Source organism: Hyphomicrobium sp., assembly GCF_020852195.1.
Classification (GTDB): Bacteria; Pseudomonadota; Alphaproteobacteria; order Rhizobiales; family Hyphomicrobiaceae; genus Hyphomicrobium_C.
This window is the reverse complement of the sequence record NZ_JADZBI010000033.1, coordinates 28,575-54,480: the sequence shown is the minus strand read 5'-3', so window position 1 is coordinate 54,480 and position 25,906 is coordinate 28,575. Positions and strand designations below refer to the sequence as shown.

Below are 25,906 nucleotides of genomic sequence, written 5' to 3'. Positions count from 1 at the left end.
TCGATGGCGCTCTGGCTCAAGTACAAGAACTACAGCGCGGATCTCGACTTCACCGCCGGCGGCGTGTCCGGATCGGAGGACTTCGAAGACCTCCACATCTACGCCTTCGGCGGAGCGATCTTCTTCTAGGCTTCTCCCTAGAAGGCCCTGGGGGGTGATCGACATCACCCCCCTTTTTCTTTTCCAGCGCCGGACCGCAATCATTCCTGTCCATAAGGGACGGGAGCAGCGCGTCCGTGCGCGGGTCAGCTCTCGCAAAGAATGAGATGCACGCTCTTGGGCCCGTGCGCCGGCCGCACGATGATGCCGCCGACATCCGCGGTGCGCGACGGCCCGGCGACGATGTTGACGGTCCGCGGCCAGTCTCCGCCCTTTGAGCGCAAGCGTGCCCAGACGTCCTCGGGATAGGGCACGACGTCCTCCGTGCGCAGGACGATGACGTGGACGTCAGGAAGAAAATTCAACGTTGTCGGTGAAGCGGGATCCGACCGCAGGACCACGCTGCCGGTCTCGGCGATGCCCGCGATAGCCATGGTGACGCTTAGGTTCTCGGTGCGGCGTCCGGGGCCGAAATTGATGCTCCAGTCGCTCGGCCATCCGAGATGCTTGAGCGCAGGTGCGACGCTGATGTCGGGAACGGCGGTCTCAGGCAGGAGCGCCCGAACGGCTGGCACGAGCATTTGCAGCGAGGCGATGCGCTCGACCGAGAAGAGGTTGGCTTGCGTCTTGGCGACGAGTCGACTTACCGGATCATCGGTCAACTGCGGACGCGGCCCGATGGGGGGCCGTGCCATCCGCTCGCCGAGGGCCGCCAGCGTACCTTTCGAGCGGGGGCGATTGCCGAGTGCCGCCCTGATCCGCGTCAGCATGTGATCCCGTCGGCTTCCGCTCACGCTCGCTTCTTTCTCTTGGCCCATGCCGCATGGAACGTCGTCCCTTGCGGCGCCGGCATGTCACGCCCGGTGGTCCAGCCACCCGCGAGCGGCAGGCGCGTAAAGCTCCCGCGCGACCGTCCCGCAATTCCAAGTACCGTTATGCCGAGGCGCGTCAAGATGCGATAGAGCGCGGGTCGCGCGGCGAGCCAGGACCACAAGCTGATCCCCCACCGCGCCTTGCCCTTGATGAAGCCTTCCTCCCACTGGTCGTGGCGCAACCGCCGTAGGAGGTCGGGCAGTGGAATCTTCACGGGGCACACCTGCTGGCAGCGTCCGTTGAGCGTGCAGGCGTGGGGAAGCTCCTTGGCCTTCTCGTGGCCGGCGATCATCGGCGTCAGCACCGAGCCCATGGGGCCTGGATAGACCGAGCCGTAGGCATGTCCGCCGACCGACAGGTAGACCGGGCAATGGTTCATGCAGGCGCCGCAACGTATGCAGCGCAGCATGGGCCGGAAGGCCCCTGCCAGCATCTTGGTGCGCCCGTTGTCGACAAGGACGACATGATACTGCTCGGGACCGTCGAGGTCTCCCGGCCGCCGCGGTCCGGTCGACAGGGTGGTGTAGCTCGTCGTCTCGAGGCCGAGCGCGCTGCGCGCCAGCAGGCGCAGGAGGACGCTGGCGTCGTTGAGCGTCGGCACCAGCTTCTCAATGCCGGCGGTGACGATGTGCACGCGCGCGAGCGTGCAGGAAAGATCTCCGTTGCCCTCGTTGGTGACGATGATGTTCGACCCGGTCTCGGCGATGAGGAAGTTGGCCCCGGTGATGCCGACATCGGCCGCGAAATACTTGTCCCGCATGAGGGTGCGCACCTGGGCGATCAGCTCGGCGGCGTCGTGCGCGCGCTCGCTGAAGCCATACGCGCGGTGGTGCTCTTGGAACAGGTCGGCGATGTCCTCCGTGGTCTTGTGCACGGTCGGCATCACGATATGGCTCGGTGCCTCCTTGGCGAGCTGGACGATGTACTCGCCGGCGTCCGTCTCCAGGACCTCCAGGCCTTCGGCCTCCAGCGCCTCGTTGAGGCCGATCTCCTCTGAGACCATCGACTTTCCCTTGACGACGGTCTTGGCGCCGACGTCGGCGCAGATCTCGCGGATGATCAGGCGTGCCTCCTCGGCATCGGCCGCCCAGTGCACCTTTCCGCCGCGCTTCGTCACCTCCGCCTCGAAGCGCTCGAGATAGAAGTCGAGGTTGTCGAGCGTGTGATCCTTGATGGCGGCGCCCGCCTCCCGCATCGCCTCGAACTCGGGAAGTGCCGCGACGGCTCGCGCGCGGGCCGCAACGAAGCCGCTCTTCAGATTCGAGAACGACTTCTGCAGGCTTTCGTTGGTGATCGCCTTGGATGCACGCGCGTGGAAATCGAGCGTCTTGACCGCCATCAGGATTTCTCCCGCTCGCCGATGGCCGCCCCGTCGGCCATGCCGGCAAGCACTTCCGCCGTATGGAAGACGCGGACCGGCTTGCCGAGGCGCAACAGGCGTCCGGCGATGTTGAGAAGGCAGCCGAGATCGCCTCCCAGCAGCGTGTCGGCGCCCGTCATGTCGATGTTGCCGATCTTGTCCGACACCATCTTCACGGATACCTCCGGGTACTTGACGCAGAAGGTCCCGCCGAAGCCGCAGCAGGTTTCCGAATCCTGCATCTCCGTCAGCGTCAAACCCTCGACGTCGGACAGGAGACGGCGCGGCTGCTCCTTGATGCCGAGCGTGCGCAGGCCGGAGCAACTGTCATGGTACGTCGCCTTGCCCTCGAAGCGAACGTTCATCGGCGGAGCACCGATCACGTCGGTGAGGAACGACATGAGCTCGTAGCTGCGTTCCGCAAGCGCTTTCGCGCGTCCGCTCCACTCGGCGTCGTCCTTGAACATCTCCGGATAGTCCTTGCGGAGCGTCGCCATGCAGGAGCCGGACGGGCCGACGACGTAGTCGAAGCCGGCGAAGGCCTCGATGACCTGCCGGGCGATAGGGAGCGTCCCGGCGACGTCGCCGCTGTTGTAGGCCGGCTGGCCGCAGCAGATCTGCTGCGGCGGCACCTCGACGATGCAGCCCGCGTCCTCGAGCAGCTTGACCGCGGCGAAGCCGATGCTCGGTCGAAAGAGATCGACCAGGCACGTGACGAAGAGCCCGACACGCGGCCGCTTCCTCACCTCCGGCGGTGAAATATCGGCTTCGGTCATCGCCTATCGTCCCAACGGAATGAGCTACGGTACAAGCAGGTTGAAAGGCCAGTAGTAGGCTTGCGCGGTCACGAACAAGCCGACGAGCGTGGCAAGGGCGACGCTGTGGAAGAATACGAAGCGCAGGATCGTTCCCTCGTGACCGTACCATTTGGTGGCGGTCGAGGCGACGACGATGCTCTGTGCGTCGATCATTTTGCCCATGACGCCGCCCGAGCTGTTGGCGGCTGCCATGAGGGTGGGGTTGATGCCGAGCTGCTCGGCGCTGACCCGCTGCAGGCCGCCAAACAGCACGTTCGAGGCCGTATCCGAGCCGGTGAGCGCCACACCGAGCCAGCCGATCAGCGTGCCGAAGAAGGGGTAGAGCCAGCCGGTGTTGGCCAGGACGAGGCCGAGCGTGGCATCGGTGCCGGAGTAGCGCGTGACGAAGCCGATGGCGAGCATGGCGGCGATCGTCATGAGTGAGTAGCGTACGAGGTAGAGCGTGCGTGCGTAGACGCGCAAGAGGTCGCGCGGGCGATAGCCCAGCAGCAGGCCCGCCAGCAGCGCGGCGAGTAGAATGCCGGTGCCCGTCGCGGACAGCAGGTTCAGATTGTAGACGGCCGCCTCTGCATGCGGCGTGGCGACGACGGGCGGGACCTTCTGCACGAGGCCGTTCAGCCCTTCGATCGGGTGTTTGTAGACCCAGATGCTGTCGAGGAAGGCCTTGAACTGCGGCGTGCCCCACAGGAACACGAAGACGCTGAGCAAGAGCCAAGGCGACCAGGCGCGCCACACCATCCGGCGCGTCAGCGTGTCGCCAGGGGCCTCGTCGCTCTGCGGTGTCGGCTGCGGAGCCGCGCCGACGACGGCCTCCGTCATGACGGTGCTCGGCTTCCAGACCTTCAGGAACAGCGCCAGCGATGCCATGGACACGATGGCGGCGACGATGTCGACCAGCCACGGCCCGTGATAGTTGGAGACGAGGTACTGGGGCACGGCGAACGTGATGCCGGCGACCGCAATCGGCGGCCAGACCTCGATCATGCGCCGGAAGCCGACATAGGCCCAGATCACCCAGAATGGGACGATCACCGAGAACAGTGGAAGCTGCCGTCCGACCATGCCGGAAAGCTCGTGCAGGTCGAGGCCGGTGACGGCTGCAAGCGCGATGATCGGGGAACCAAGCGCGCCGAATGCGACCGGTGCCGTATTGGCGATGAGCGACAAGCCGGACGCCGCCAGCGGAGCGAAGCCGAGACCGATCAGCATCGCGGCCGTGACGGCAACCGGCGTGCCGAACCCGGCTGCACCCTCGAAGAAGGCACCCAGAGAGAAGGCGATAAACAGCACCTGCAGGCGGCGATCCTGGCTGATCCTGCCGATCGAGCGCTGCGCGACCTCGAACTCGCCGTTCTCGTTGGTCAACTGGTAGAGGAAGATGACGTTGAGGATTATCCATCCGATGGGCAGCAACCCGAAGGCGGCGCCGTAGGCGGCCGAGAGCCCCGCCATCGCGGGCGGCATGCCGAAGGCGAAGATGGCGATGAGCAGGGCGGTCGCCAGTCCCAATAGGGCCGCGTAGTGCGCCCTCACCTCGAAAATCGCGATCGCGCCCAGAAGAACGACGATTGGTGCCGCCGCGGCCCCCGCCGACAGCAGCATATCCCCGAAGGGATCATAGACTTGAGACCACACGTGTTTTCGCTCCCAATGTGGCGGGTCTCTTTGGCCACCCAACCGGACCGCCCACCTTCGTGGTAAAGTGATTAGACCAAAATCCTCAGATGGGAAATAGATAGTTCCTATTGACAGATTTGGATAAGCTATTACTCCTGAGCGCTCGTTGTTTGTTCCGCATCGCTGTGGGGAGCACATGCAAAGAGCGACTGAACGTATCAAACCGCAGCGTGTGGCAGAGGCGATCGCCGATCATATCGAGAAGCTCATCCTGCAGGGAGTCCTGCGCCCCGGAGAGCGCCTGACGCCCGAGCGCGAGCTGGCCGAGAAGCTCGATGTGTCGCGGCCCAGCCTGCGCGAGGCGATCGAGATGCTGGCCAGCCGCGGCCTCCTGATCACGACGCGCGGCGGCACCTACGTGGCCCAGTTCCTCTCGCCGCTTCTCAAGCCGCTCGCCTCTCTGCTCGAGAACAATCCGCAAGTGACGGCCGACTATTTCGAGTTCCGGCAGGGCGTCGATGCCCAGTCGGCGCGCTACGCGGCGATGCGGGCCTCCGATATCGACCGCGAGGCGATCCGTGCCTGCGTTGCGCGGATGAGAAAGGCGCACGAGGTCGAGGATCCGACGGAGGAGGCGCAGGCCGACGTGGACCTGCATCTCTCCATCTACGAGGCGGCGCACAATGCCGTCATGCTCCACATCATGCGGGGGCTCGCGGAGCTCCTGCGCACCAACATTTTCTACAGCCGCCAGCAGCTCTATCAGCGCGCCGCAGTGCGCTCCAAGCTGCTTGGGCAGCATCTCGCCATTGCCGATGCAATTCTGGCCGGCAATCCCAAGGCGGCCGAGGCCGCCGCGGCCGATCACGTCCGATACACATTCAGCAGCGTGGAAGACATTCTTCGCGACAGCATGCGGCTCAAGGCGTCCCTGTTGCGCGTCGAGAGGAATGACTATCTGGCAAGGTAAAGAAATGCCCCCAGGTCTTACATAAGAAATCTGTTGGGAGGGCGAAATGAACGTGCTGGGCAAGGGAAAGGTGGCAAGCCAGTCGCCCGAATACGCTCATACGCGGCGGATCTTCGACGAGATCACGCGCAGCGAGAGCGGTCCGACCGAGGACATGCCGAGCCTCATCGTCTCCTCCTGGAAGCGCTGCGTCAGCGAATACAAGCTCGATCGTGCCGGCAACAAGGGCCCGGAGATCGTCACCATCAACGAGCTGCGGCGTGCCATCGATCCGCTGGATCTGCTGAGGCACGTCGCGCGTCCCGAGATCGAGCGGCTCATGGGGCAGGTGGCGGCATCCAGCTACGTCGTCATGCTAGCCGATCCGAACGGCATCGCGCTCGACGTCTGGACCTCGTCGTCTCCCGACCGCGCGTTGCGCCGCGTCGGTGTCTGTGAGGGCGCCGCGTGGGCCGAGATGCATGCGGGCACCAACGGTGTCGGCACGTCGATCGCGAGCCGGCGCGCGGTGACCATACACCGCTCGCAGCACTTCTTTTTCAGCTATTCCAACCTGACATGCACGGCGGTGCCGATTTTCGACCCCAAGGGGCAGGTCATCGCGGCGCTCGACGCCTCGTCGGTGGCGGATCTGCCGCAGGAGATGCAGCCGTTGGTGTGCGAGCTCGTCATCGCAACGGCGCGCCGTATCGAGCGGCGCTACTTCCTGGAGAGGAACCGCAACCGCGCCATTCTCCGCGTGGAATGGGGGCTGGACGGCGAGCAGGACGGCAGCGGGTTCCTCATTGCGCTCGACGACAACGGATGTGCCGTCGAGGTCCAGGGCAGCGGCGGCGCCGATTTGCGCCGCATCGACTGCGAGGCCCTCATCGGGCAGCCGCTTTCCGATTTCATGGAGATCAACTGGCAGGATGTCGGGCGGAGCGCAAAGAGCGCCCATATCGAGCGCATCGGCATTGCGCGCCTCAAGGACAGCGATCGTCCGTGCTTTGCGAGCATGATGGCGCTTGCGCGCTCCAAGGCGGCCGCTTCCTCGAAGCCGGCAAGCGCCCGCGCCTCCGGCGGGACGGCCGCCTTTTCGGGCAGCGGCAAGCTCGATCTCGATGCCCTGGCCGGCAACGATTCCATCATGCGCGAGCATGTCCGTACCGTGCGCAGGCTCGTCAACAAGAACCTGCCGATCCTGCTCCACGGCGAGACCGGAACGGGCAAGGAGGAGTTCGCGCGGGGCATTCACGACGTGGGCTCGCGCGCGTCCAAGCCGTTCGTGGTCATCGACTGCTCGTCGATCCCCGAAAGCCTGATCGAGAGCGAGCTGTTCGGCTACGAGACCGGAACCTTTACCGGGGCGCGCCGCGAAGGCCGCCGCGGACGCATCGCGGAGGCGAACGGCGGCACGCTGTTCCTGGACGAGATCGGCGACATGCCGCTCGTGCTGCAGACGCGGTTGCTTCGTGTGCTCGCACAGGGAGAGGTGGTGCCGCTCGGCTCCGCGAAGCCGATCAAGGTCGATTTCAACCTCATATGCGCCAGCCACCAGGACCTGCCTCGGATGGTGTCCGAGGGGTCGTTCCGCCAGGATCTCTATTATAGGATCGCCGGCATCCGCCTCGAGCTGCCCGCGCTGAGGGCGCGCACCGACAAGGAGGATGTCATCCTCGGCGCATTGGCTATCGAGGCCGCGAAGATGGGGCTGGACGCGGCTCCCGGCATCTCGCCATCGGCGCTTAAGGCCCTTGTCGCGCACCCGTGGCCCGGAAACATGCGCGAGCTGCGCCTTGCGCTGCGCTATGCGTTGGCTTCCGCCGGCGGGGACGAGATCGCGGATGACCGCTTGCCGGACTGGCTCAGCCCCGAGGTCGGGGATGCTGCCGGTTCCGCGACGAGCGATGGTCCGGCGGCGCCCGATCTGCTCGATGTCCTCGAGCGCAATCGCTGGTGCGTCTCGGATGCGGCGTGCGAGCTGAGGGTCAGCCGGCAGACGCTCTACCGATGGATCAAGAGGCAGAATCTCACTCGGCCAAGCTGAGGCGGGTCTCGCGTTGCGTTCTCGACCATGAATGAAATCCCCCAGCGTTTGCCTGTCGCCGCGCCCGCAGCGGATCTGCTGGCCGAGGACGACGTGCTTGCGACGTTGTGCAAGTGGCACCAGGAAGGCCTGCGCACGGCGCTGGTGACGCTGGTCGGCGTGGAGGGCGCGGCGCCGCGCCCGATCGGCGCGCAAATGGTCGTCGCCGAGGACGGGCGCTATATCGGCTATCTATCCGGGGGGTGTCTCGAGCAGGCGATCGTGCTCGAGGCGCGGGATGTCATGGACGAGGGCCGCAACAGGCTGGTGCGGTACGGCAAGGGCTCGCGATACATCGACATCCGGCTGCCCTGCGGGAGCGGGCTCGACATCTTCTTCGATTGCAGCCTGGGCGGTGAGCAGATGGCGGCGATTGCCGGCCACCTATCCGCGCGCAGGAGGTTTGCCATCAGGAGCACGCTCACGGGCGCCGACACTTTCATCGAGTCATTGGCCGAGGAGGGCGCTCTGTTTCCGAGCGTGCGCGAGGGCGATCTCTTCCTGCGCGTGGTGCCGCCTCGGATGCGTCTCCTGCTCGTCGGGAGCAGCCCTGTGGTTGCGGCGTTGGCGGCGCTGGCGCGGATCACCGGCATCGAGACCGAGCTCGGGTCGCTTGACGATGCGGCGCGGGCGAATAGCCGGAACGCGGGCGTTTCTTTTGACGCCGAGCACGGGCAGGGCTGCGATGCGATCGCGCGGCTCGATTGCAGCTCCGCGGTCGTGCTTGCGTCCCATGAGCACGAGATCGAGCCCGCGATCATCGCACGACTTCTGCAGCGCGACTGCTTCTATATCGGTGTTCTCGGTAGTCGCACCGTGCACGAGCAGCGGTTGCGTGCGCTGGCGGCGATGGGGATCGACGATGCCAGCCTGGCCCGGCTCCGCGCCCCGGTAGGCTTGATCCAGGGCGCGAAATCCAAGGCGACGCTGGCGGTCGGCGTCCTTGCCGAGATGCTCGCCGAGGCCAAGGCCCGCAACCTGGTCTCCTGACGCTCTGCCGTCTCCAGGCAAGAAAAGGCCTCTCCGGTGCCAGACCGGAGAGGCAAGGGAGGCCTACGCGGAGGGAGAAAGGGCGATCGCAGCACGGAGGTGGCCGCGTCGGACTGGGGATCCGACGCGTCGAACCCTCAGCCGTGCTGCAGGTAGATGGCGTGCGTCTCGGTGTACTCGTAGAGACCGTGCTTGCCGTCGGCACCGCCGATGCCCGACTTGCGCCGGCCGGCGTGGAAGCCCTGCATGGCCTCGAAATGCTCGCGGTTGACGTAGGTCTCGCCGAAGCGGAGGTCGCGACACGCGCGCATGGCGCTGTTCAGGTCGTTGGTGAAGATCGACGAGGTCAGCCCGTAGTCCGAGTCGTTCGAGAGCTCGACCGCCTCCTCAAGGCTGCTCACGGTCTGGATCGGCAACACGGGACCGAACACCTCCTTGCGCATGATCTCCATGTCCGCACGGCAGTTGACGACCACGGTGGGCTCGTAGTGGTAGCCGCGCCGACCCGTCGCCTGCTTGCCGCCGGTGACGACCTCGCCGCCCGCCGCGCGTGCGCCTTCGACGGCCGCCGAGACCTTGTCCAGGCCGGCACGGTTGATCAGCGGACCCATGTGGAGGTCCTGCTCGGCAAGCGGGTCGCCGTAGCGCGTCTCGCGCATCAGCCTGGTGATGCGATCGAGGAACGGGCCTGCGACGGAGCTGTGCACATAGACGCGCTCGGCGCAGTTGCAGACCTGGCCCGTATTGATCACGCGCGAGTCGTAGATTGCCTTTGCAGCGAGATCGAGGTTCGCGTCGGCCAGCACGATGGCAGGCGCCTTGCCGCCCAGCTCGAGATTGATGCGCGTGAGGTTGCTGGCTGCCGTCTGCATGATCTTCTTGCCGGTCTCGACGCTTCCCGTGAAGCTGACGAGACCGACGTCCTTATGGCCTGCGAGCTCGGCGCCGGTCTTGGCTCCGGTGCCGCCGACGAGATTGAAGACGCCCGCGGGGAGATCGGTCTCGGCCACAAGCTCTGCGAAGGCGAACGCATTGAGCGGCGTTTCCTCGCTCGGCTTGATGACGATGGTGTTTCCGGTCACCAGCGCCGGCGCCAGCTTGCGGGCAATAAGGAAGAACGGGAAGTTCCAGGGCAGGATGCCCGCGGTCACGCCGATCGGCTTGCGGAGCAGGAAGATGCTCTCTCCGGCCCTGTCGCTGGTCAGGACCTCGCCCTCGATGCGGCGAGCCCACTCGGCCATGTAGTCGATGTAGTCGGCCGTGAAGTTCACCTCGACGAGCGCCAGGGGCAGGATCTTGCCTTGCTCCAGCGTGATGAGGCGGGCAAGAGCCTCCGCATTCTCTCGCACCTTCGCCGCAATGGTCCTGAGATGGCGGGCGCGCTCGATGGCCGGAAGCTTCTCCCATGCCGGTTGCGCTTTCTTCGCCGCCTGCACGGCCTCGTCGACCACTCGCGCTCCGCTTTCGGGCACGCGAGCGATGACCTCGAGCGTGGCGGGATTGGCGACATCGAGACTGTTCTCCTGCAGATCGACGAATCTGCCGTCGATGAAGTTCCGGTACTCTCCTGATCTAGGATGCTCTCGAAGAAGCTGCATATTTCTCTCCCTAAAGGATCGTTGTTGTTTGACCGGCTTCAGCAAGCGTTATGCCAGTGGGGGAACAGCGCCTGACCGTGATATTGGAGGTGAAGGCAAGCGCCTGTTGCGGATGGGCTATTTCAGCTTCCGTGATGCGAGGGCGAGTGCAATCGTGGGCGGCACGTGTCACATGCGGCCACGCGATGTTACGTCCAGGGTTACATTGTTGCTTTGCGCGTCGCGAGCCATTGAACGGCTCGGCCGGACGCTCGATGGCGCCATGTATTTCCGCGTCTCGCAACTGTCGTTCGGCACACGGTGAGGTGACGAATCGAGGACGCCTTTGGGTCGGAGCTGTCTTCCGTCTTCGATCCGTATGGCCGCGTTTCGACCGTGCGCCGCCTTCGCAAGGCGAGGCGACGTGATGCGCTCTTTCCGATGCTTCGAGACTTAGTGCCTCCGCCTCGGCACGCCGAACGGCGGAGGCGGCCGTTAACGGTTGCCCCTGGCGCTGGGGAGCCGCGACATGATGGCGCGTCGTGGCGGATCGTCCAGGTCGGGCCTAAGGTCCCAGGGGTGACCGGCTCGTGGCGCTCATACCGACCGCTAACCTCAGCCCGAGGACTTTATTGCTGCAGGTGGCGGCATGCGTTACCAAAAGGATCCACCAAGGTATTCAGCGTTCGTTGCTTCGACGCGAACAGATTTCAAGGGACGGCTCCCACGTGACAGGTAAGGTTGCACTCGTCAGCGGCGTGACAGGCCAGGATGGGGCCTATCTCGCCCGGCTCCTGCTGGAAAAAGGCTACATTGTCCACGGCATCAAGCGCCGCTCGTCCTCGTTCAACACGGCACGGGTCGACTCAATCTACGTCGATCCGCACGAGCACGGCACGCGCTTCTTCATGCACTACGGCGATCTGACCGATGCCACCAACCTGATCCGTCTGGTGCAGGAGACCAAGCCCGACGAGATCTACAACCTTGCCGCCCAGAGCCATGTGCAGGTGAGCTTCGACACGCCCGAGTACACGGCCAATGCCGACGCGATCGGGACCCTGCGGCTGCTCGAGGCCATCCGCATCCTCGGCCTCGGGGAGACGACGCGGTTCTATCAGGCCTCGACCTCGGAGCTCTACGGCAAGGTGCAGCAGGTCCCCCAGAGCGAGACGACGCCGTTCTATCCACGCTCGCCCTACGCCGCGGCCAAGCTCTATGCCTACTGGATCACGGTCAACTACCGCGAAGCGTACGGATTTCACGCCTCGAACGGCATCTTGTTCAACCATGAGGGTCCGCTGCGCGGCGAGACCTTCGTCACGCGCAAGATCACGCGCGCCGCGGCTGCCGTCGAGCTCGGCCTGCAGAAGAACCTCTACCTCGGCAACCTCGACTCGCTGCGCGACTGGGGCCACGCCCGCGACTATGTGGAGGGCATGTGGCTGATGCTGCAGCAGCCGACCGCGGACGATTATGTACTCGCCACCGGCGAGATGCATTCCGTGCGCGAGTTCGTCGAGCTGGCCTTCGCCGAGGTCGGGCGCAAGATCGCCTGGCGCGGCTCGGGTGTCGACGAGGTCGGCATCGACGTGGCGACGGGAGAGGAGCTGGTCAAGGTCGATCCGCGCTACTTCCGCCCCACGGAGGTCGACCAGCTCCAGGGGGATGCGTCGAAAGCCTACCGTAAGCTCGGCTGGAAGCCGAAGGTGACCTTCCGGGAGCTGGTCAAGGAGATGGTGCAATCCGATCTCGAGGCCGTCGCCGAGGAGCGGAAGCGGAAGGACCGCAGCGCGTTCTAGGCCCTTTCCGGCTGACGCGAACGCCATCTACCGGGCCGTCCTTGGAGGGCGGCACGGCTTCGCCGTGATGCGAAGCCGGCTCCACGATGACGCCGGGGTGACGTCTTTTCCTAACGATTGTCTTCAGTTTTCCGACGCACCGGCTTGCCGATGCTTTGGTGGCACGGCAGGGACGACCAGGGTCCCTGCCGGTCCATGCGTCACGACGGCCGGACCCGCTTACGCGGCGGCTCCTTCCGACAGCAGCCGGTCGAAATATTCGATTGTATGGCGCAGCCCGTCGCGGAGCGGCACGTTCGGCTGCCAACCGAGTTGCTCCTTGGCCAGGCTGATGTTGGGCTGGCGCTGCTTCGGGTCGTCCTGGGGCAAGGGCAGGAAGGTGAGCGTCGACTTCGAGCCCGTCATCTCGATGGCAAGCTCGGCGAGCTCCTTGATCGTGAACTCGCCCGGATTGCCGAGGTTGACCGGGCCGGTCAGTTCCCTGGGCGAGCCCATGAGGCGCACGAAGCCTTCGATGAGGTCGTCGACGTAGCAGAACGAGCGTGTCTGGTTGCCGTCGCCATAGATGGTGATCGGCTCGCCCTTGAGCGCCTGGACGACGAAGTTCGACACGACGCGGCCGTCGTTGGGGAGCATGCGCGGGCCATAGGTGTTGAAGATGCGCGCCACCTTGATCTCGAGCCTGTGCTGGCGCCAATAGTCGAAGAACAGCGTCTCCGCGCAGCGCTTGCCCTCGTCGTAGCACGAGCGAGGCCCGATCGGGTTCACGTTGCCCCAGTAGTCTTCGGTCTGCGGGTGAATCGAGGGGTCGCCGTAGACCTCCGAGGTTGAGGCCTGGAAGATCCGGCACTTGAGCCGCTTGGCCAGCCCCAGCATGTTGATGGCGCCGTGCACGCTGGTCTTGGTCGTCTGCACGGGGTCGTGCTGATAGTGGATGGGCGAGGCGGGGCAGGCGAGATTGTAGATCTCGTCGACCTCGATGTAGAGCGGGAACGTCACGTCGTGACGCAAGAGCTCAAAGCGGGGATGCCCGATCAGGTGCTCGATGTTCTGCTTGCGGCCCGTGAAGTAGTTGTCGACGCAGATCACGTCGTGGCCGTCCGCAATCAGGCGATCGCAGAGGTGAGACCCCAGGAAGCCCGCGCCTCCCGTGATGAGTATTGTCCGTCGCATGATGCCAATCTCTTGGGAAAAAAAGCTGAGCCAAGGTTCCTATGGACTTCGATAGCGAGCAATCGTCTCAAAAGAGTCAGTGTGGGTCTGTGGCCCGTTATCCTTCGACAGGGTAAACTTTATGTTCCTGGTGCGGGGTTGAGCGGCGCGGCACCCCGCTCGGGACCGCGCGCAGAGGCCGGCGCCTCGTAGATGCAAGCCGTCGCGTGCTCCCCCAAGACGATCTGAGTACCCCCTAAGAAGCAGCCATGGGGCCGAAATGGCCCTTGTCCAAGGCACACGATTCTCGGACTGTTTGCCATCATCAGGAAAAAGGGGTGTCACGGCGAAATGAAGGTGAGTACGCGTTCCAGGGATCTCGGCGCTCTCGTCGCCCCGGGGGTGACGGCCGTGAGCTATGCGGAGTTGCAAGCCGTGCCGTTCGCTGCTCAGGCCCGGGGAGGAGCCGTGGAGACGTCCACACGCCAGACCAGCGCCGAGCCGGACCCGACGACCACTTCCCCGAGGTCGCAACTGCGTGCCCTGGTCAAATGCGGCCGCCCACACCAGTGGGTGAAGAACACCCTCGTGTTCGTGCCGATCATTCTCGCCGGCGAGTTCCATGTGCGCGAAGCCGTGCTGGATACGCTGCTGTGCTTCGTTGCGCTGTGCGTGATTGCCTCCGGCACCTACATCCTGAACGACATTCTGGACGTCGCCGATGATCGCAAGCACTGGTCGAAGCGGTTCCGGCCGATCGCCAGCGGGGCGCTGCCGATCGGGACGGCCGCGATCGCCGCTCCGATCATCATCTTCGTGGGACTGGTGCTTGGATTTCTTGCCTCGACGATGGCGGGCGTCGCTCTCCTTACATATCTGGCGTTGACTCTTGCGTACTCGATGGGCCTGAAGCGCGTGGCGATGCTCGACGTCGCGGCGCTGGCCTCGCTGTTCACGTTGCGTCTCGTGGTCGGCATTATGGCCGCGCACGTCCCGCTCTCTCACTGGCTGCTCACGTTCTCGATGTTCCTGTTCACGTCGCTCTGCCTGGCCAAGCGCTATGTCGAGGTCGAGGGGGCGTCCAGGCGCGGCCAGAAGGCCGTCAGCGGCCGCGGCTATCGGGCGGAGGATGCGCCGCTGCTGATGTCCGTGGGCCTTTCGACGGGCATCGCAAGCATCGTCATCATGGTGCTATACATCATGTTCGATGCGTTCGATAAGACATTCTATGACAACAGCGAATGGCTCTGGGGCTTCCCGGCCATTCTCTTCCTATGGATATCGCGGATCTGGCTCAAGGCCGCGCGCAGGCAGCTCGATGACGATCCGATCGCCTTTGCCGTGACCGACTTGCCCAGCATCGTCCTTGGCGTGGGAATGCTGGCCACTTTCCTGATCGCCTGGCTGTGAGGCGTGTCGTGCCGGACCGCAACTGGTCGCTACCGCCGTCTGTCCGCTTCCTGCTTGCTGGCGGGCTCGCGGCTGGCGTCAACTGGCTGGCGCGGTTCGAGTTCTCGCGGTTCATGCCGTTTCTGCCGGCGGTGATCGCGGCCGCTTGCCTCGGCATGCTGGTCGGCTTCATCACCTACAAGGCGTTCGTATTCCCCGGCTCTCCGAAAGCGCTGCAGGCGCAGATCCGCGATTTCCTGCTCGTCAACGCGCTGAGCCTTGCCTGTGTGGCGATCGTCGCGATTCCGATACGGAATGTCCTGCTGGCCGTGATGAGCCTCGAGGTGGCGGAAGCCACTGCCCATGCCATCGCGATCGCCATTGGGGCGAGCCTCAATTTCATCGGCCACGGAACGCTAACTTTTTCGAGAAAGCCGTAAGCTACCGTAAACGCAGCTACCATAAGCATGAAGTGCGCTTGCGGGCGCGGCGGAACGGCGTAATCGTCGATCCAACGGAAATTGTCGCTGTTTGTTGGGGCGCCAGCCATGATCCTGGACCTTTCGCAGGCTCGCCCGCGTGCTCGGACGTGGCAGTGGGCGCTCGTTGCCTTTGCCGGGCTCAGTCTCCTCCTCAGCGTGGCCGGCGTGATGCTCAAGTCGCGGATCGTGACCGAGCTGCCCGCGTCGGTGGAGCAGACGGCGGAGCCGCCCGTCGGTATCTTCCGCTTTCTCGACGGGGCGATCGATTCTTGGAAGCCGATGATGCTCGCGCTCACGATCCTGCATTCTCCGGCGGAGGATCGGCTATTCGAAACGCTCGCCGAGTTCCAGGAGACGGGCAAGGCCGAGGGTGTGGGTGACCTCTCCTATTTCTCGGACAGCACCAAGTTCCAGTATCCGCTGTCGAGCCTGCTGCCGATCGAGGTCCTCGACGCGACGGGCATGGGCAGCATCCGGGGGTTGAACATTGTCAATGCGCTGATGTTTATCGCTAGCCTGGCGGCGATCGGATGGCTCGCCGTCGAGGCGGTGAGGCGCAGCGATGCTCGCTACAATGGCGGCGGCGGCAGGCGATGGGATACCAAGCTCGACGGCGGCGTGTTCGCTCTTGCCGTCGCCGTCGGCTTCACGTTCCATCCGAGCTTCATGGCGCTGGTCAAGGGCAACATCCAGGTCTGGATCAACTGCCTGTTCGCGTTCGCGTGTCTGGCCTGGGTGGTCGAGCGCAGGGTCCTGGCGGGCGTGCTGATCGCCTTGTGCGCGGCCATCAAGCCGCAGTTCGCCGCTTTGCTCGTGTGGGCCTTGCTGTGGAAGGAGTGGAGCTTCAGCAAGGGCTTTCTTTACGCGGCAATTCCCATCGGTCTGCTCTCGGTCTATGCATTCGGCCTGCACAACAACCTGGCCTATCTCGATGTCCTGGCCAGGATCTCGAGCCGGGGCGAGGACTTCGTGCTCAACGAAAGCGTCAACGGCATCGTGCACCGCTTGGTGGAGACGGACGTCACGCGCTTCCTGTTGTGGAACAACGACTATGCGCCCTACCGCCCGGTCGTGCACGCGCTGACCGTGGTCTCGACGCTGGTCTTCGCGGCGATCGCCTTCGTGCCGGCTCTGCTGCGGCGTGGGACAGGGCCGACGGTCTTCGATTTCGCGACGGCGGCAATCTGCTTCACGATCGGATCTCCGATCGTGTGGCCGTTCCACTACGGCGTCCTGCTGCCGATCTTCGTCATTGCGCTCGTCGCTGCGGCCAGGGCGCAGGAAGCAGACCGCAACACGCTGCTCTTGATGATCGGTGCGGCCTGGCTGCTGGTGGCGAGCTACCTGCCCTTCACGCGGCTCGTGTATGAGGCGCCTTGGAACATCCTCGCGAACCCGCACTTCTTCGGCGGGCTGCTGCTGCTCCTCGTGCTGTACCGGCTCGGACGTGGCCAGGAGCTCGGCGCCGCGCTCGGGACTTCCAGAAGCGCGACGCCGTAAGAATAGCGAGCGAGGGACGGCTCTCCGCCCGCTCGCGTGCTGTCCGCCCTCACGCCTTGACGGCGAGGCTCGTATACAGGTTGACGGCCGCTCGAGCGAACGGTGCGAGGCGCTCGGTGAGCGCAGGCAGCGTCTCGCGCTCGGCTATCAGCAGCGAGCCTTCCGTGACCACCACCTCCGTCGCGGGAACGTCGCGCACGAGATAGAACTCGGCCGCGGCGGTGCCGTGTTCGAGGTCCAGGTCGAGGCCGCGGTGGCTGCCGAGATGCGTGCACCGCTCCGGCGGAATGAAATAGGTGAGCTCCTCGTGGAGCTCGCGCACGATGCATTCGAGGAAGGTCTCGCCCGGATCGAGATGGCCGCCGAACAGGGCGACCCTGCCCGGGAGTATGATGGTCGGGATGTTGTCCCGCTGCTGAAACAGAAAGCGGCCTTGCGTATCGATGACGACCGCGCAGGCTATCTCACGGTGACGCGATGGAACCACGGTGCGGACCTGTGTTGCCGAGCGAGAACGGATCGGGGACGGGAAGCAGCGGCGAGCGGGTCGCAACCGCGCGGGTGCGTGCGGCCAGCAGTTGATAGCGATAGATCATCGCTCCCGCGGCTCCAAACCCGAAGATCGACCAGAACCAGATTCCGAGCATGGGCCCTTCGAGGGCGACGTCGAACGTGGCGTTGATGAGGGCCGCGAGCCAGTAGCATCCGATCCAGAGAAAGACGTTCGCCCATTGCGTGTCGCCGTTCTTGCGGGCGAGCATCCAGCTCGCGAAGATCATGAAGCCCCACGAGAGGTTCACGACACCCCACATCACTAGGCCCGGAACGCCGGCGCGCGCCAGCATCGTGTAGTGGGCGTTGTGCGGACTTCGCACGATCGGACCGCCGAGTTCCTCGCCGACGACGAAGCCGTCCGCCTCCGCCAAGCCCATGCCGAAGCCTTTGCCGGTCCAGAAGTACGGTCCGCGGAAGGTGTAATCCTCGATGGCGCTCCACCAGCGCAGGCGCCACTCCTTGGTTCCGTCGAGGTTCGAGGCATCGCTCTTCGAAAGGATGCTCGTGAAGTTGTTGACGAGCTGCTCGGCGCCCAGAGAGCGGTCTCCGGGCAGCGGCACCTTGATGTCGGCGACATAGCTGCAGCTCATGACGAACGCGCCGGCCAGAAAGGCGGGAGCAAGCCGCTTTATCTGGCCGCTGAGCGTAAGCGCGAGCGCAACCGGGACAAAGCACGACAGCATCGCCCCCCGGCTGGGCGTGACCATGATGACGCTGAGCGCGAGCACGAAAGCCCACAGCTTGCTGTATTTGCGCAGGCAAAGAATCGCGAACACCGAGGCGCCGGCCAAGTGAACGGCAGCCTCCCCCGCTCGCGTGTGCAGCATGGGACCGCCGAATACCGGCCAGTTCGGAATGGCGTCGGGGAAGGTGGAGGAAATCACGAACACCAGTCCGCCGACAATGCCGTAGAACCAGACGAACCCGCCATACGCCTTGAGCGTCATTGAGAAGCGTTCCGGCTTCTGCAGGCAAAGCGCGATGACTATGAAGGCGAACAGTCCATAGATGATGATGACGCTGTCGCGGATGGCCTCGATCCCGTAGGTCCGGAACGAGATGGCGGCGCGGGCGGCGATAAGGGCGATGGCAATCGCCAGTATGAAAGTGGGCAGGGTCGCGAGAGGGGCGAGGCCGGTCCGGGACAGGTAGATCGTCACCAGCCCAAGGGCCAGCATGATCTCGCCGACGTAGAGCGGCGGGAGGCCGAGGGTGGCAAAGCCCTTGCCCAGCGTGGCGTAGCCCGCGAGGGCCAGGAAGAGCACCTTGCAATAGGCGTCGAGCAGGTCGAACGGAGCGGCTACTCCGTTGCCCGCAAGTCCGGGTCGAGCTGAAGCAAGTGTCGCCAGCGGCGGCTCCGAAAATTCGTCTCGTGGCCCTCAGGTGCGCACGTTTTTTGCACTGTCTCGAACCGTAAGGTAGCCCGCCGCATGCATCCCGGAGAATAGGGAATACGAGGCGATGGTGAACCTTACTTTGGAGGTAGCTCTAAATTCTAGACGGTTAACGCATATTGCGCTGCCAACAACGTGTGAAGAATGGTGCTGGGATCGGAAGTCCGGAGGACGGTGTGAACAAAGAGCGGCGGACTGAAATACAGTGGCTTCGGGGGCTCGCGGCCACCGAGGTCGTGTTTTGTCACTCCGACCTCGTGACCAAGCACTTCACCGACTTCCGCGTCACCGGCCTGGATTGGTACTACCCCTATTCCGGGCTCGGGGTCGAAGTCTTCTTCATGGTCTCGGGCTACGTGATCTGCATGCGGGCGGCCTCGCACCCCACGGGCGGCGCGTTCTTCCTCTCGCGCGTGCGCCGGCTCTTTCCGATGTACTGGATCTTCACCAGCCTGGTGCTGCTCACCTTCGCCATAAACCCGGGGTGGCGGCTCAACAATTTCGAAATGACGCCGTGGTCGCTCCTGCATTCGTATCTGATCCTGCCGCAGACCAGCTTTCCTATCCTCGGCGTCGGCTGGACGCTCGAGCACGAGATGCTGTTCTACGCGTTCGTGGCCCTGATCATGGCGTTCTGGAGCATGAACGGCCCAGCGAAGTTCATCCTTCCCTGGCTGCTCGCCGGCGTGGGGCTCGTCGGGTGCCTGTACGGCTTTCCCGGCGCGGGGCAAGTCGACCCTGCGGTCGCAACTTCCCCCTGGATCACGCATTTCCTGAGCCCCTATATGCTGGCGTTCGGCTTCGGCTGGCTCGTGCGGTGCGCCGAGGAGATGAGGCCTGCCGCCGGGATTTGGAGCGTCTCGCTCTATGTGGGCATCGGCGTGATCGGCTACCTCGTCAGCACCGGCTTTGCGACGCAACTTGAGCTGCGCATCGGTCTGGCTGCCCTAATATTCGGCGGCTTCATCCTCTGCCGTCGCCTCTTCGAGGCGGATACCCTCCTCAACCGGCTGGGATGGAAGTTCGGCGACGCCTCCTTCGCCATCTACCTATCCCACTGGTTCGTGCTCTCGGCGCTCGGCAAGGTGCTCGGGGTGATCGATCCGCCGAGTGAAGCGAGCGGGCTCGTGCGTGTCGCGGCGATCGCGATCTGCATCGTCGTCGGGTACGTCATCTACATGCTGCTCGAAAGGCCGCTGGATCGCTGGTTGCGTGGGCGGGGCACGCCCGCCGCGTCGAAGCCCGCAGGCGGCGGCGGTGGCGTCCTGGCGTTGCTGCGCGGCCGCCTCCGGCCGACAGCCCAGACGACCCAGGGTGCGCAGTCTCCGCTGCGCTAAAAATCAAACTCGCCGCCCTCTTGCCCGCGGCCGGTGCGCACAGGAATAGGCGCACCAGCAAAACCGGCACGCCTTTTGCGTTACCCCTGATATGGCTCCCGATTTCGGACAGGCTTGCCGCTTCGATTGAGGTAGTCGTTTACCATTACCCCTTTGTGGTCATTCAGTATGCAGAGTGTAAAAACCATGATGAAAATTGAGGCTTGTTTTTAATGCTTTGTTAGCTAGAGTGAACTTTGTACTTCATCATTTTGGGTTACCTACCTTGTGTGCGGACCTTAATTATGAAACGTAGCGTACCTACACTCCTGTTAGTGCCTGATAGCCTGCTCTGGGAGGGCCTTGCGCGGCTCCTCTCGACTACGGATTACAAGCCAATCAGGCGCTCCGCGACCCTCGACGAGCTCGTCAGGGACGCCGAGTTCGATCCAAAACAGGCCATGTTCGTCCTGGGATGGGACAGTGGCGCGCGGACCGCCGGCAAAACCTGGCTGAACGATATTCGGACGATCCGGGAGCGTTACCCGGACTCCTACGTGGTCGTCATGAGCGCCGTGTGCGACGTCGACAGCGTCGCCGCCTCGCTCCAGGCTGGCGCCGATGGCTACATCCTGTGCTCGATGACGTGCGAGATGCTGACGAAGTCGTTCGATCTCGTCATGTCCGGCGAGACGGTGCTGCCCTCCGAGTTCACGCGCGCCTTCTGCAGCGCCAAGCTTCAGAGGCAGAACTCCCCGATCGCACATTTGACGCCGCCGTCGGTCAACAGGACCGCTGCCGCCAGCGACTTCTACGATCGCCCGAACGGTGGCCATGAGATGCGCAAGCTCTCGGGTCGCGAGATGGCGATCATGTCGCGCCTGCGGGAGGGGGATTCCAACAAGATCATTGCCCGGCGCATCGGACTGGCCGAGGCGACGGTCAAGACGCACGTGAAGGCCATTCTGCGCAAGGTCGGCGTGAAGAACCGCACGCAGGCCGCGTTGTGGGCTATCGCCAACCTGGGCGAGGCGAGCAACGGCGGGTCCGTGATGGATGCGCCGGCACCCGCTGCAGCGCACGACGATCGCGTCGAGGCCAATGGCCTTGGCGCCGTCCCGCTTTCTCGCGTGCGCAGCGGGACCGGCAACGGGTTGGCTCTCGTGCGCAGCGGCAACGGACTGGGGCTGCGCAAGCTGCCGCGATCGGCCGTCCGCCAGCGCTCACGCGCCGCGATAGAGTGACGCCAGCTTCGCTGCGACCACGGTCCAGTCGCCGACCGACATTGCCATGCGCCGGGCGGCCGCGGACATTGCCTGCCATTGTTCCGATGTGGAACGCTCCGCGGCGTGCATCGCATTGGCGATCGCGCCAGCGTCGAGCGTATCGAGCGTAAACCCGGCCTCCGCGCCCGCGACCTGGTCGCGCAGGCCGGTATGCTCCGATACGATCAGCGGGAGGCCCGCGAACGCCGCCTGCAGCGCGCTGATCGGGGCACCCTCGAAGCGGGACGGCGCAACGAAATAATCCCACTCCGCGAGCGTGCGCGCCTTGTCGTCCCCGAACAAGGGTCCGGAGACGGAGACATGTGCGGCGATGTCGAGCTTCTCCGCCATGGACGAGATCGTCTCGCGCGCCGGGCCGGAGCCGACGAGCGCAAGCTCTCCCTTGCCCCCGTCGTTCCGATATGAGGCAAAACCGTCCAGGAGCAGGTCGAGGCCCTTGTGCTCGATCTCGTATCGCCCAATGAACCCGAAGGTTGGGACGCCCGCAGACACGGCCGGGCGGTCGAGGCCACGCGGCTCGCCGTCGAAGCGGCTCGAATAGGCGGCGTTGGTCAAGAGCACGATCCGCGCGCGGGGCGCGATGCTGCGGATGATGTCGCGCTCGGCTGTCGTGAGCGCCTGCACGAACTCGGCGCTCTCGAGGACATGCCGTTCCACGTGCTGCAGGTAGAGCGTGGGGAGGCGCCGCGTCGGCGCGCCGCTCGCATCGAAGAGGTGCGAATAGCGCCCGTGGACCGTGATGGCATAGGGGATGCCGCGCTTGCGCAGGCGCAGCATCAGCGGCAGCAGCAAGGGCTCCCGGCCCGAGTGAATGTGAACGAACGTCCGGCCGGTGCCCGGCGCCGTGATGGTGTCGAGGACGCGCCCGGCAATGGCGATGCGGTGGCCCCGCACCTTCGGGCCCTCGAGAAGCACGCTCTCGACCAGTCCCGCCGGGTCGTCCGGAACCTTCCGCTCGGGCCCGCGCAGGAGCATGACCTTCGCGGTCTCTCCCGCGGCGCGCTGCTCGGCGGCAAGCTGGCGCGCAACGACGAACACGCCGTTGGCGCTCAGATCATGCGAGGCGCAGGTGTCGAACAGCAGGTGCCTGATGTCCAACACCGTTGTTGCGGCATCGCTCACGTCCGCGGCGGTGCGCGGGGCTCTTTCTTCAGACTGCAACATAGTCATTGGATGTGGTCCGTTTCTGCATGTAGACGGCGGCCGTAAGGCGGAAGAGATTGGCGATGACCAGTGTCAGGCAGGCTCCGATCAGGCCGTAGAACTCGATGAGCGGCGCAGCCAGCACGAGTACGGTCAGCGCGCCGATTACGTTGACGATCAGGGACGAGCGCGCGCGGTTCATCCCGTGCAGGTAGGAGCAGATGATATCGATAAAGTAGCCCGTGCTCCAGGCGAGGACGATGATCTGCACCGGGGCTGTCAGGGCGGCATACGGGGACTGACTGCCGTAGAACACCGACAGCGGTAGGGAGGGCCACAGCGCCACGAGCGCGTAGTAGCCGAGGGCCGGGACGACGCCGATCAGCATGTAGACGCGTGCTGCCTCCCAGGCCGCCACGTTGCCGCTTTCCTCGCGGGCGCGTGCCACGGTCTGGGGGATGACGTTGCAGAGGCCGAGGATGATCGGGTTGGTCAGATTGACGACGTTGAGCACGGCCTGGAAAGAGGCCGCCGCCGCCGGGCCGCCCGAGACGGCCAATGCCCAGGGGATCATCTGAATGCGCAGGAGCGAGATGATGTTGCTCGCCAGCGACCAGCTCCCGATGGACCAGAACTCCCGCGCGGTTTCCGCGAGGCCGGAGGCGCGTCGCACGTTGAGCCGAAGCTGGAGGGCTTGCACGAGGCTGCCAGCGGCGAAGGCCGCGGCGATGCAGTAGAGCGCGGCCGGCAACGTCAGCCGGTCGAAGACGATCAGGCTTGCGAGCGCCGCGATCTGCCCCAGATACGAGATGGCGTCGCCGTAGATCGCCTCCTGATGGCGGAACTCCGCGAGCAGTCCCCGGCGCATCGATTCCTGGAGCTGCCAGGCAAGCATCACGGCGATGGCGGGCAGTGCGAGATCCGCCCGTCCGAGCAGCACCAGGGCCGCCGCGAGGAACAGCCCAAGCGGCACGCAGAGCGACAGGATCAGCGCGACGGTGGTGGCGTGCAGGCGTGCGCGGCTTTCGCCCTGAAGCAGCGGCAGCCGGATCGACATCGGGTAAAGGAGCAGCGACGAGCTGATGACTTGCAGCCCCAGGAAGCCACCGAGCAGCAGCGCATAGGTGCCGAACTCAGCGGCGGGCAGCGTCCGCGCCAGCTTGATGTTGACAAGGAATGCGCCAAGGCTGACGAGACCTTGGTCGAAAAGCGTCCACGTCGCGCGATTGAAATGCAGTCTAGCCGGCATTGAGCGCGCCCGCGTGGCCAACCATCTTGTCCTTCGGCTGCGAGGGCGGCTGCGACAGCGCCTTCGCCTTGGCGGCGATGGTGCCGCTCAGGTCGCCGTACGCCCATTCCAGGTAGCGGCCGGTGGGCTCCATGCCGGCGGCAAAGTCGTAGCGCGGCTGATAGCCGAGCAGCCGATGCGCCTTCTCGTTGTCGACCTGTGCTTTGGCGCTGTAGAGCCTCAGCTTCTGCGGATCCGGCAGGATGGTCTCTCCGGGGCGCCGCTCGCCGGCCGTGAAATAGCGTTTCATCACGGGACCCTTGAGCTGTTCGGGCAGCGAGTCGAGGCCCGCCTGAAGGGCGCGGCGCGCGGGTGGCCAGCGCAGCACGAGCTGGACGACCCGCTTGGGGTTTTTCGCCACGCGCTTGATCTCTCGCAGCAGGCCCTGATTGGACTGCTCGATCTGCGCCTTGGGCCAGAACTGCGGCGGGGCTGTACCGAGGGCGTCGGCGAAGCTGCCGAAGAAGTCGCCCCAGGCCACGGGCTCGGGTCCCGATATGATGAAGCGCTCACCGATGGCCGCCGGGTGGCTCGCGGCGAGCACCAGGCCGTCGACCAGATCATCGACGTAAACGGCGTTGCACAGGCCCTGGCCGCGGTCGGGCAGCACGACGGTGCCGTAGACGAGGTCCTCGGCGGGGGCGTTCGTCCATGGCTTGGAGAACGGGCCGTAGACGATGGTCGGTTGCACGATGCTGGCCGGCAGGCTCTGCTCGCGCACGGCCTTCAAGACTAGGTCCTCCATGTCGAGCTTGTCGCGCACGTAGGCCCAGTTGCGGTCGCCGTCGCGCGTCCGCTCGCTCAGGCGGCCGTCAGGGAACGGCTCGTAGACGGAGAACGTGCTGACATAGACGAGGCGCTTGACCTTGTGGCGCACGCAGGCGTCGATCAGGTTCTTCAAACCTTGCATGTTCTGGGTGCGCGAGCGCATGTCGTGCGCGCAGTGGAAGACGTAGTCGACGCCTTCGACCGCCTTGTGGAACTGCTCCGCGTTGGTCAGATCCGCGGCCACGATCTCGGGGCCAAAGCGGGCGAGGCGCGTCGCATGTCCGAACTGGCGCACGAGGCCGCGCACCTTCACGCCCCGCTCCTCGCCCAGGATCTCCGCGAGACGGCCGCCGATGAAGCCCGAGGCGCCGGTGATGAGCGCCCTGCTGCCGGCCGGCAGGCTGGGGCGCGCCGCGCCCGTGGATTTGGCCGCGGACGCGGCCTTGTCCGCCCAGGCCGATTTCAGCGGCTGGCGCACCTTGTAGGCGCGCTCGATCACGTCCACCGAGCTCACGCCGTCCCAGCCGGTGACGATCGGCCGTGTGCCGGTTTCGCAGGCGAGCTTGAAGTCGCGCAGTTCGGCGTCGAACAGGTCGGGGAAGAACTGCGGCTCCATCGATGTGCCGCTGACGCCGTCATGCACGAAGGCGAGGGCGTTGTCGGAGCCGGCGAAGACCTCGTTCCTGTAGAGGTGGACCTCGACGAAGCCCTGGGTGCCGGTGATGAGGATGGTGCTGCGAAGCCGCCGCGTGCGGGTGAGCTCGATGCGGCCGGTCGCGCCGTTGGCCAGCCGGCCTTCGAGCACGCAATCGGCCTCGACGCCGCCATCGCCGTCGTCCTTATAGCTCACCACGTCCAGGTCGCCGAGCCACCATGTCACGAGGTCGATGGTGTGGGCGCCGGTGTCCATCAGCACGCCGCCGCCGAACAGATCGGGGCGCAGCAGTGCGTCCGTGCCGACCTCCCGGTTGAAGACGTAGCCCTCGCGCACGTCGAAGCTCTTGATCTCGCCGAGCGTGCCCTGCTCGAGGAGCGCCTTCGTCCAGCGGGCGATGCGCAGGTGGCGCCGCAAGAGGCCGATCGAGAGCACAACCTTGTTGTCGTCCGCAGCTTGGGCCAGCCGCCGGCAGTCCTCGGCCTTGGTGGCCAGCGGCTTCTCCATGAACACGTGCTTGCCGGCGGCGATCAGATCGAGGCCGATGGGGGCATGGAGCGCGTTCGGCACAGCCACGATCGCCGCGTCGAACTCATCGCGGAACGCGGTCCAGTCGCGGCCCTTGAGCGCCGTCTTGCCCTTGGCGCCGATCTTGCGTGTCACGATCTCGATGCGCTCGGGCGCAACGTCGATCAGGACGGAGGGCGTCCGGCCGATGCGCTTCAGCGCTGGCACCAGGTGGTTCTCCACCACGGCGCCGCATCCGATGATCGCGAGCCGCAGGTTTTCTTCGGAGGCCATTGC

The 25,906-nt window shown here is 65.1% G+C and carries 21 protein-coding genes; 10 read left to right on the top strand and 11 right to left on the bottom strand.

What is annotated here, in order from left to right; genetic code table 11:
- Positions 1–245: 245 nt before the first annotated feature.
- The 4 genes from IT540_RS02875 to IT540_RS02860 are packed head-to-tail and all read right to left on the bottom strand — an operon-like array spanning position 246 to position 4,785.
- Complete coding sequence (locus IT540_RS02875; RefSeq protein WP_291173001.1) at positions 246–869, bottom strand: LUD domain-containing protein; 624 nt, start codon at positions 867–869, stop codon at positions 246–248.
- Positions 870–889: 20 nt separating this feature from the next.
- On the bottom strand, positions 890–2,311 hold the full coding sequence (locus IT540_RS02870) for a LutB/LldF family L-lactate oxidation iron-sulfur protein (RefSeq protein ID WP_291172997.1): 1,422 nt from the start codon (positions 2,309–2,311) through the stop codon (positions 890–892).
- Complete coding sequence (locus IT540_RS02865; protein ID WP_291172994.1) at positions 2,311–3,108, bottom strand: (Fe-S)-binding protein; 798 nt, start codon at positions 3,106–3,108, stop codon at positions 2,311–2,313. The genes IT540_RS02870 and IT540_RS02865 overlap by 1 nt, the downstream gene beginning before the upstream one ends.
- Positions 3,109–3,132: 24 nt before the next feature.
- Entirely contained in the window at positions 3,133–4,785 is a 1,653-nt protein-coding gene (locus IT540_RS02860; protein WP_291172991.1) for an L-lactate permease, read from the bottom strand.
- Positions 4,786–4,963: 178 nt separating this feature from the next.
- Here IT540_RS02860 and IT540_RS02855 point away from each other — a divergent pair, with 178 nt between their 5' ends.
- Genes IT540_RS02855 through IT540_RS02845 form a run of 3 tightly spaced genes read left to right on the top strand, consistent with a single transcriptional unit; the run spans position 4,964 to position 8,795 of the window.
- Positions 4,964–5,737: an FCD domain-containing protein gene (locus IT540_RS02855; protein ID WP_291172988.1), complete on the top strand. Its 774-nt coding sequence runs from the start codon at positions 4,964–4,966 to the stop codon at positions 5,735–5,737.
- 46 nt (positions 5,738–5,783) lie between these two features.
- The gene (locus IT540_RS02850; RefSeq protein WP_291172985.1) at positions 5,784–7,766 is read left to right on the top strand and encodes a sigma-54-dependent Fis family transcriptional regulator; all 1,983 of its coding nucleotides are present in this window, start codon (positions 5,784–5,786) and stop codon (positions 7,764–7,766) included.
- Between the two features lie 27 nt (positions 7,767–7,793).
- A complete protein-coding gene (locus IT540_RS02845) occupies positions 7,794–8,795 on the top strand; it encodes an XdhC family protein (RefSeq protein ID WP_291172982.1) in 1,002 nt (333 codons plus the stop codon).
- Positions 8,796–8,932: 137 nt separating this feature from the next.
- Here the strand turns inward: IT540_RS02845 and aldA are convergent, their stop codons facing one another.
- On the bottom strand, positions 8,933–10,393 hold the full coding sequence (aldA, locus tag IT540_RS02840) for an aldehyde dehydrogenase (protein WP_291172979.1): 1,461 nt from the start codon (positions 10,391–10,393) through the stop codon (positions 8,933–8,935).
- Positions 10,394–10,421: 28 nt separating this feature from the next.
- Between aldA and IT540_RS02835 the strand changes: the two genes are divergently transcribed.
- Both IT540_RS02835 and gmd read left to right on the top strand, forming a co-directional pair.
- The gene (locus tag IT540_RS02835) at positions 10,422–10,697 is read left to right on the top strand and encodes a hypothetical protein (protein WP_291172975.1); all 276 of its coding nucleotides are present in this window, start codon (positions 10,422–10,424) and stop codon (positions 10,695–10,697) included.
- A gap of 403 nt (positions 10,698–11,100) precedes the next feature.
- Positions 11,101–12,174, top strand: coding sequence for a GDP-mannose 4,6-dehydratase (gmd, locus tag IT540_RS02830; RefSeq protein ID WP_291172972.1), 1,074 nt, complete (start codon positions 11,101–11,103; stop codon positions 12,172–12,174).
- A gap of 219 nt (positions 12,175–12,393) precedes the next feature.
- Here gmd and IT540_RS02825 read toward each other — a convergent pair whose 3' ends face one another.
- A complete protein-coding gene (locus IT540_RS02825) occupies positions 12,394–13,347 on the bottom strand; it encodes an SDR family oxidoreductase (protein ID WP_291172968.1) in 954 nt (317 codons plus the stop codon).
- Between the two features lie 336 nt (positions 13,348–13,683).
- Here IT540_RS02825 and IT540_RS02820 point away from each other — a divergent pair, with 336 nt between their 5' ends.
- The 3 genes from IT540_RS02820 to IT540_RS02810 all read left to right on the top strand — a co-directional run bounded on the left by IT540_RS02820 (position 13,684) and on the right by IT540_RS02810 (position 16,697).
- On the top strand, positions 13,684–14,736 hold the full coding sequence (locus IT540_RS02820; RefSeq protein ID WP_291172964.1) for a UbiA family prenyltransferase: 1,053 nt from the start codon (positions 13,684–13,686) through the stop codon (positions 14,734–14,736).
- Positions 14,737–14,744: 8 nt separating this feature from the next.
- Positions 14,745–15,155, top strand: coding sequence for a GtrA family protein (locus tag IT540_RS02815; protein ID WP_291172961.1), 411 nt, complete (start codon positions 14,745–14,747; stop codon positions 15,153–15,155).
- A 108-nt stretch (positions 15,156–15,263) separates the two neighbouring features.
- Complete coding sequence (locus IT540_RS02810) at positions 15,264–16,697, top strand: glycosyltransferase family 87 protein (RefSeq protein WP_291172958.1); 1,434 nt, start codon at positions 15,264–15,266, stop codon at positions 16,695–16,697.
- Positions 16,698–16,746: 49 nt separating this feature from the next.
- Here IT540_RS02810 and IT540_RS02805 read toward each other — a convergent pair whose 3' ends face one another.
- Both IT540_RS02805 and IT540_RS02800 read right to left on the bottom strand, forming a co-directional pair.
- Positions 16,747–17,184, bottom strand: a complete 438-nt coding sequence (locus IT540_RS02805) for an NUDIX domain-containing protein (RefSeq protein WP_291172956.1) — start codon at positions 17,182–17,184, stop codon at positions 16,747–16,749.
- Positions 17,162–18,517 carry an O-antigen ligase family protein gene (locus tag IT540_RS02800; protein ID WP_291172954.1) on the bottom strand — a complete coding sequence of 452 codons (1,356 nt, stop codon included), beginning with the start codon at positions 18,515–18,517 and terminating at the stop codon, positions 17,162–17,164. Before IT540_RS02800 ends, IT540_RS02805 begins: the two co-directional genes overlap by 23 nt.
- A 305-nt stretch (positions 18,518–18,822) precedes the next feature.
- Here IT540_RS02800 and IT540_RS02795 point away from each other — a divergent pair, with 305 nt between their 5' ends.
- Both IT540_RS02795 and IT540_RS02790 read left to right on the top strand, forming a co-directional pair.
- The gene (locus tag IT540_RS02795) at positions 18,823–19,983 is read left to right on the top strand and encodes an acyltransferase (protein ID WP_291172953.1); all 1,161 of its coding nucleotides are present in this window, start codon (positions 18,823–18,825) and stop codon (positions 19,981–19,983) included.
- Positions 19,984–20,267: 284 nt separating this feature from the next.
- Complete coding sequence (locus IT540_RS02790) at positions 20,268–21,206, top strand: response regulator transcription factor (protein WP_291172950.1); 939 nt, start codon at positions 20,268–20,270, stop codon at positions 21,204–21,206.
- Here IT540_RS02790 and IT540_RS02785 read toward each other — a convergent pair.
- The 3 genes from IT540_RS02785 to IT540_RS02775 are packed head-to-tail and all read right to left on the bottom strand — an operon-like array spanning position 21,186 to position 25,903.
- Complete coding sequence (locus tag IT540_RS02785; protein WP_291172947.1) at positions 21,186–22,349, bottom strand: glycosyltransferase family 4 protein; 1,164 nt, start codon at positions 22,347–22,349, stop codon at positions 21,186–21,188. The two genes, IT540_RS02790 and IT540_RS02785, sit on opposite strands and share 21 nt — an antisense overlap.
- A gap of 49 nt (positions 22,350–22,398) precedes the next feature.
- Positions 22,399–23,640 carry a polysaccharide biosynthesis C-terminal domain-containing protein gene (locus IT540_RS02780; RefSeq protein WP_291172944.1) on the bottom strand — a complete coding sequence of 414 codons (1,242 nt, stop codon included), beginning with the start codon at positions 23,638–23,640 and terminating at the stop codon, positions 22,399–22,401.
- Positions 23,630–25,903, bottom strand: coding sequence for an NAD-dependent epimerase/dehydratase family protein (locus tag IT540_RS02775; protein ID WP_291172941.1), 2,274 nt, complete (start codon positions 25,901–25,903; stop codon positions 23,630–23,632). Before IT540_RS02775 ends, IT540_RS02780 begins: the two co-directional genes overlap by 11 nt.
- Between the last annotated feature and the right edge of the window lie 3 nt (positions 25,904–25,906).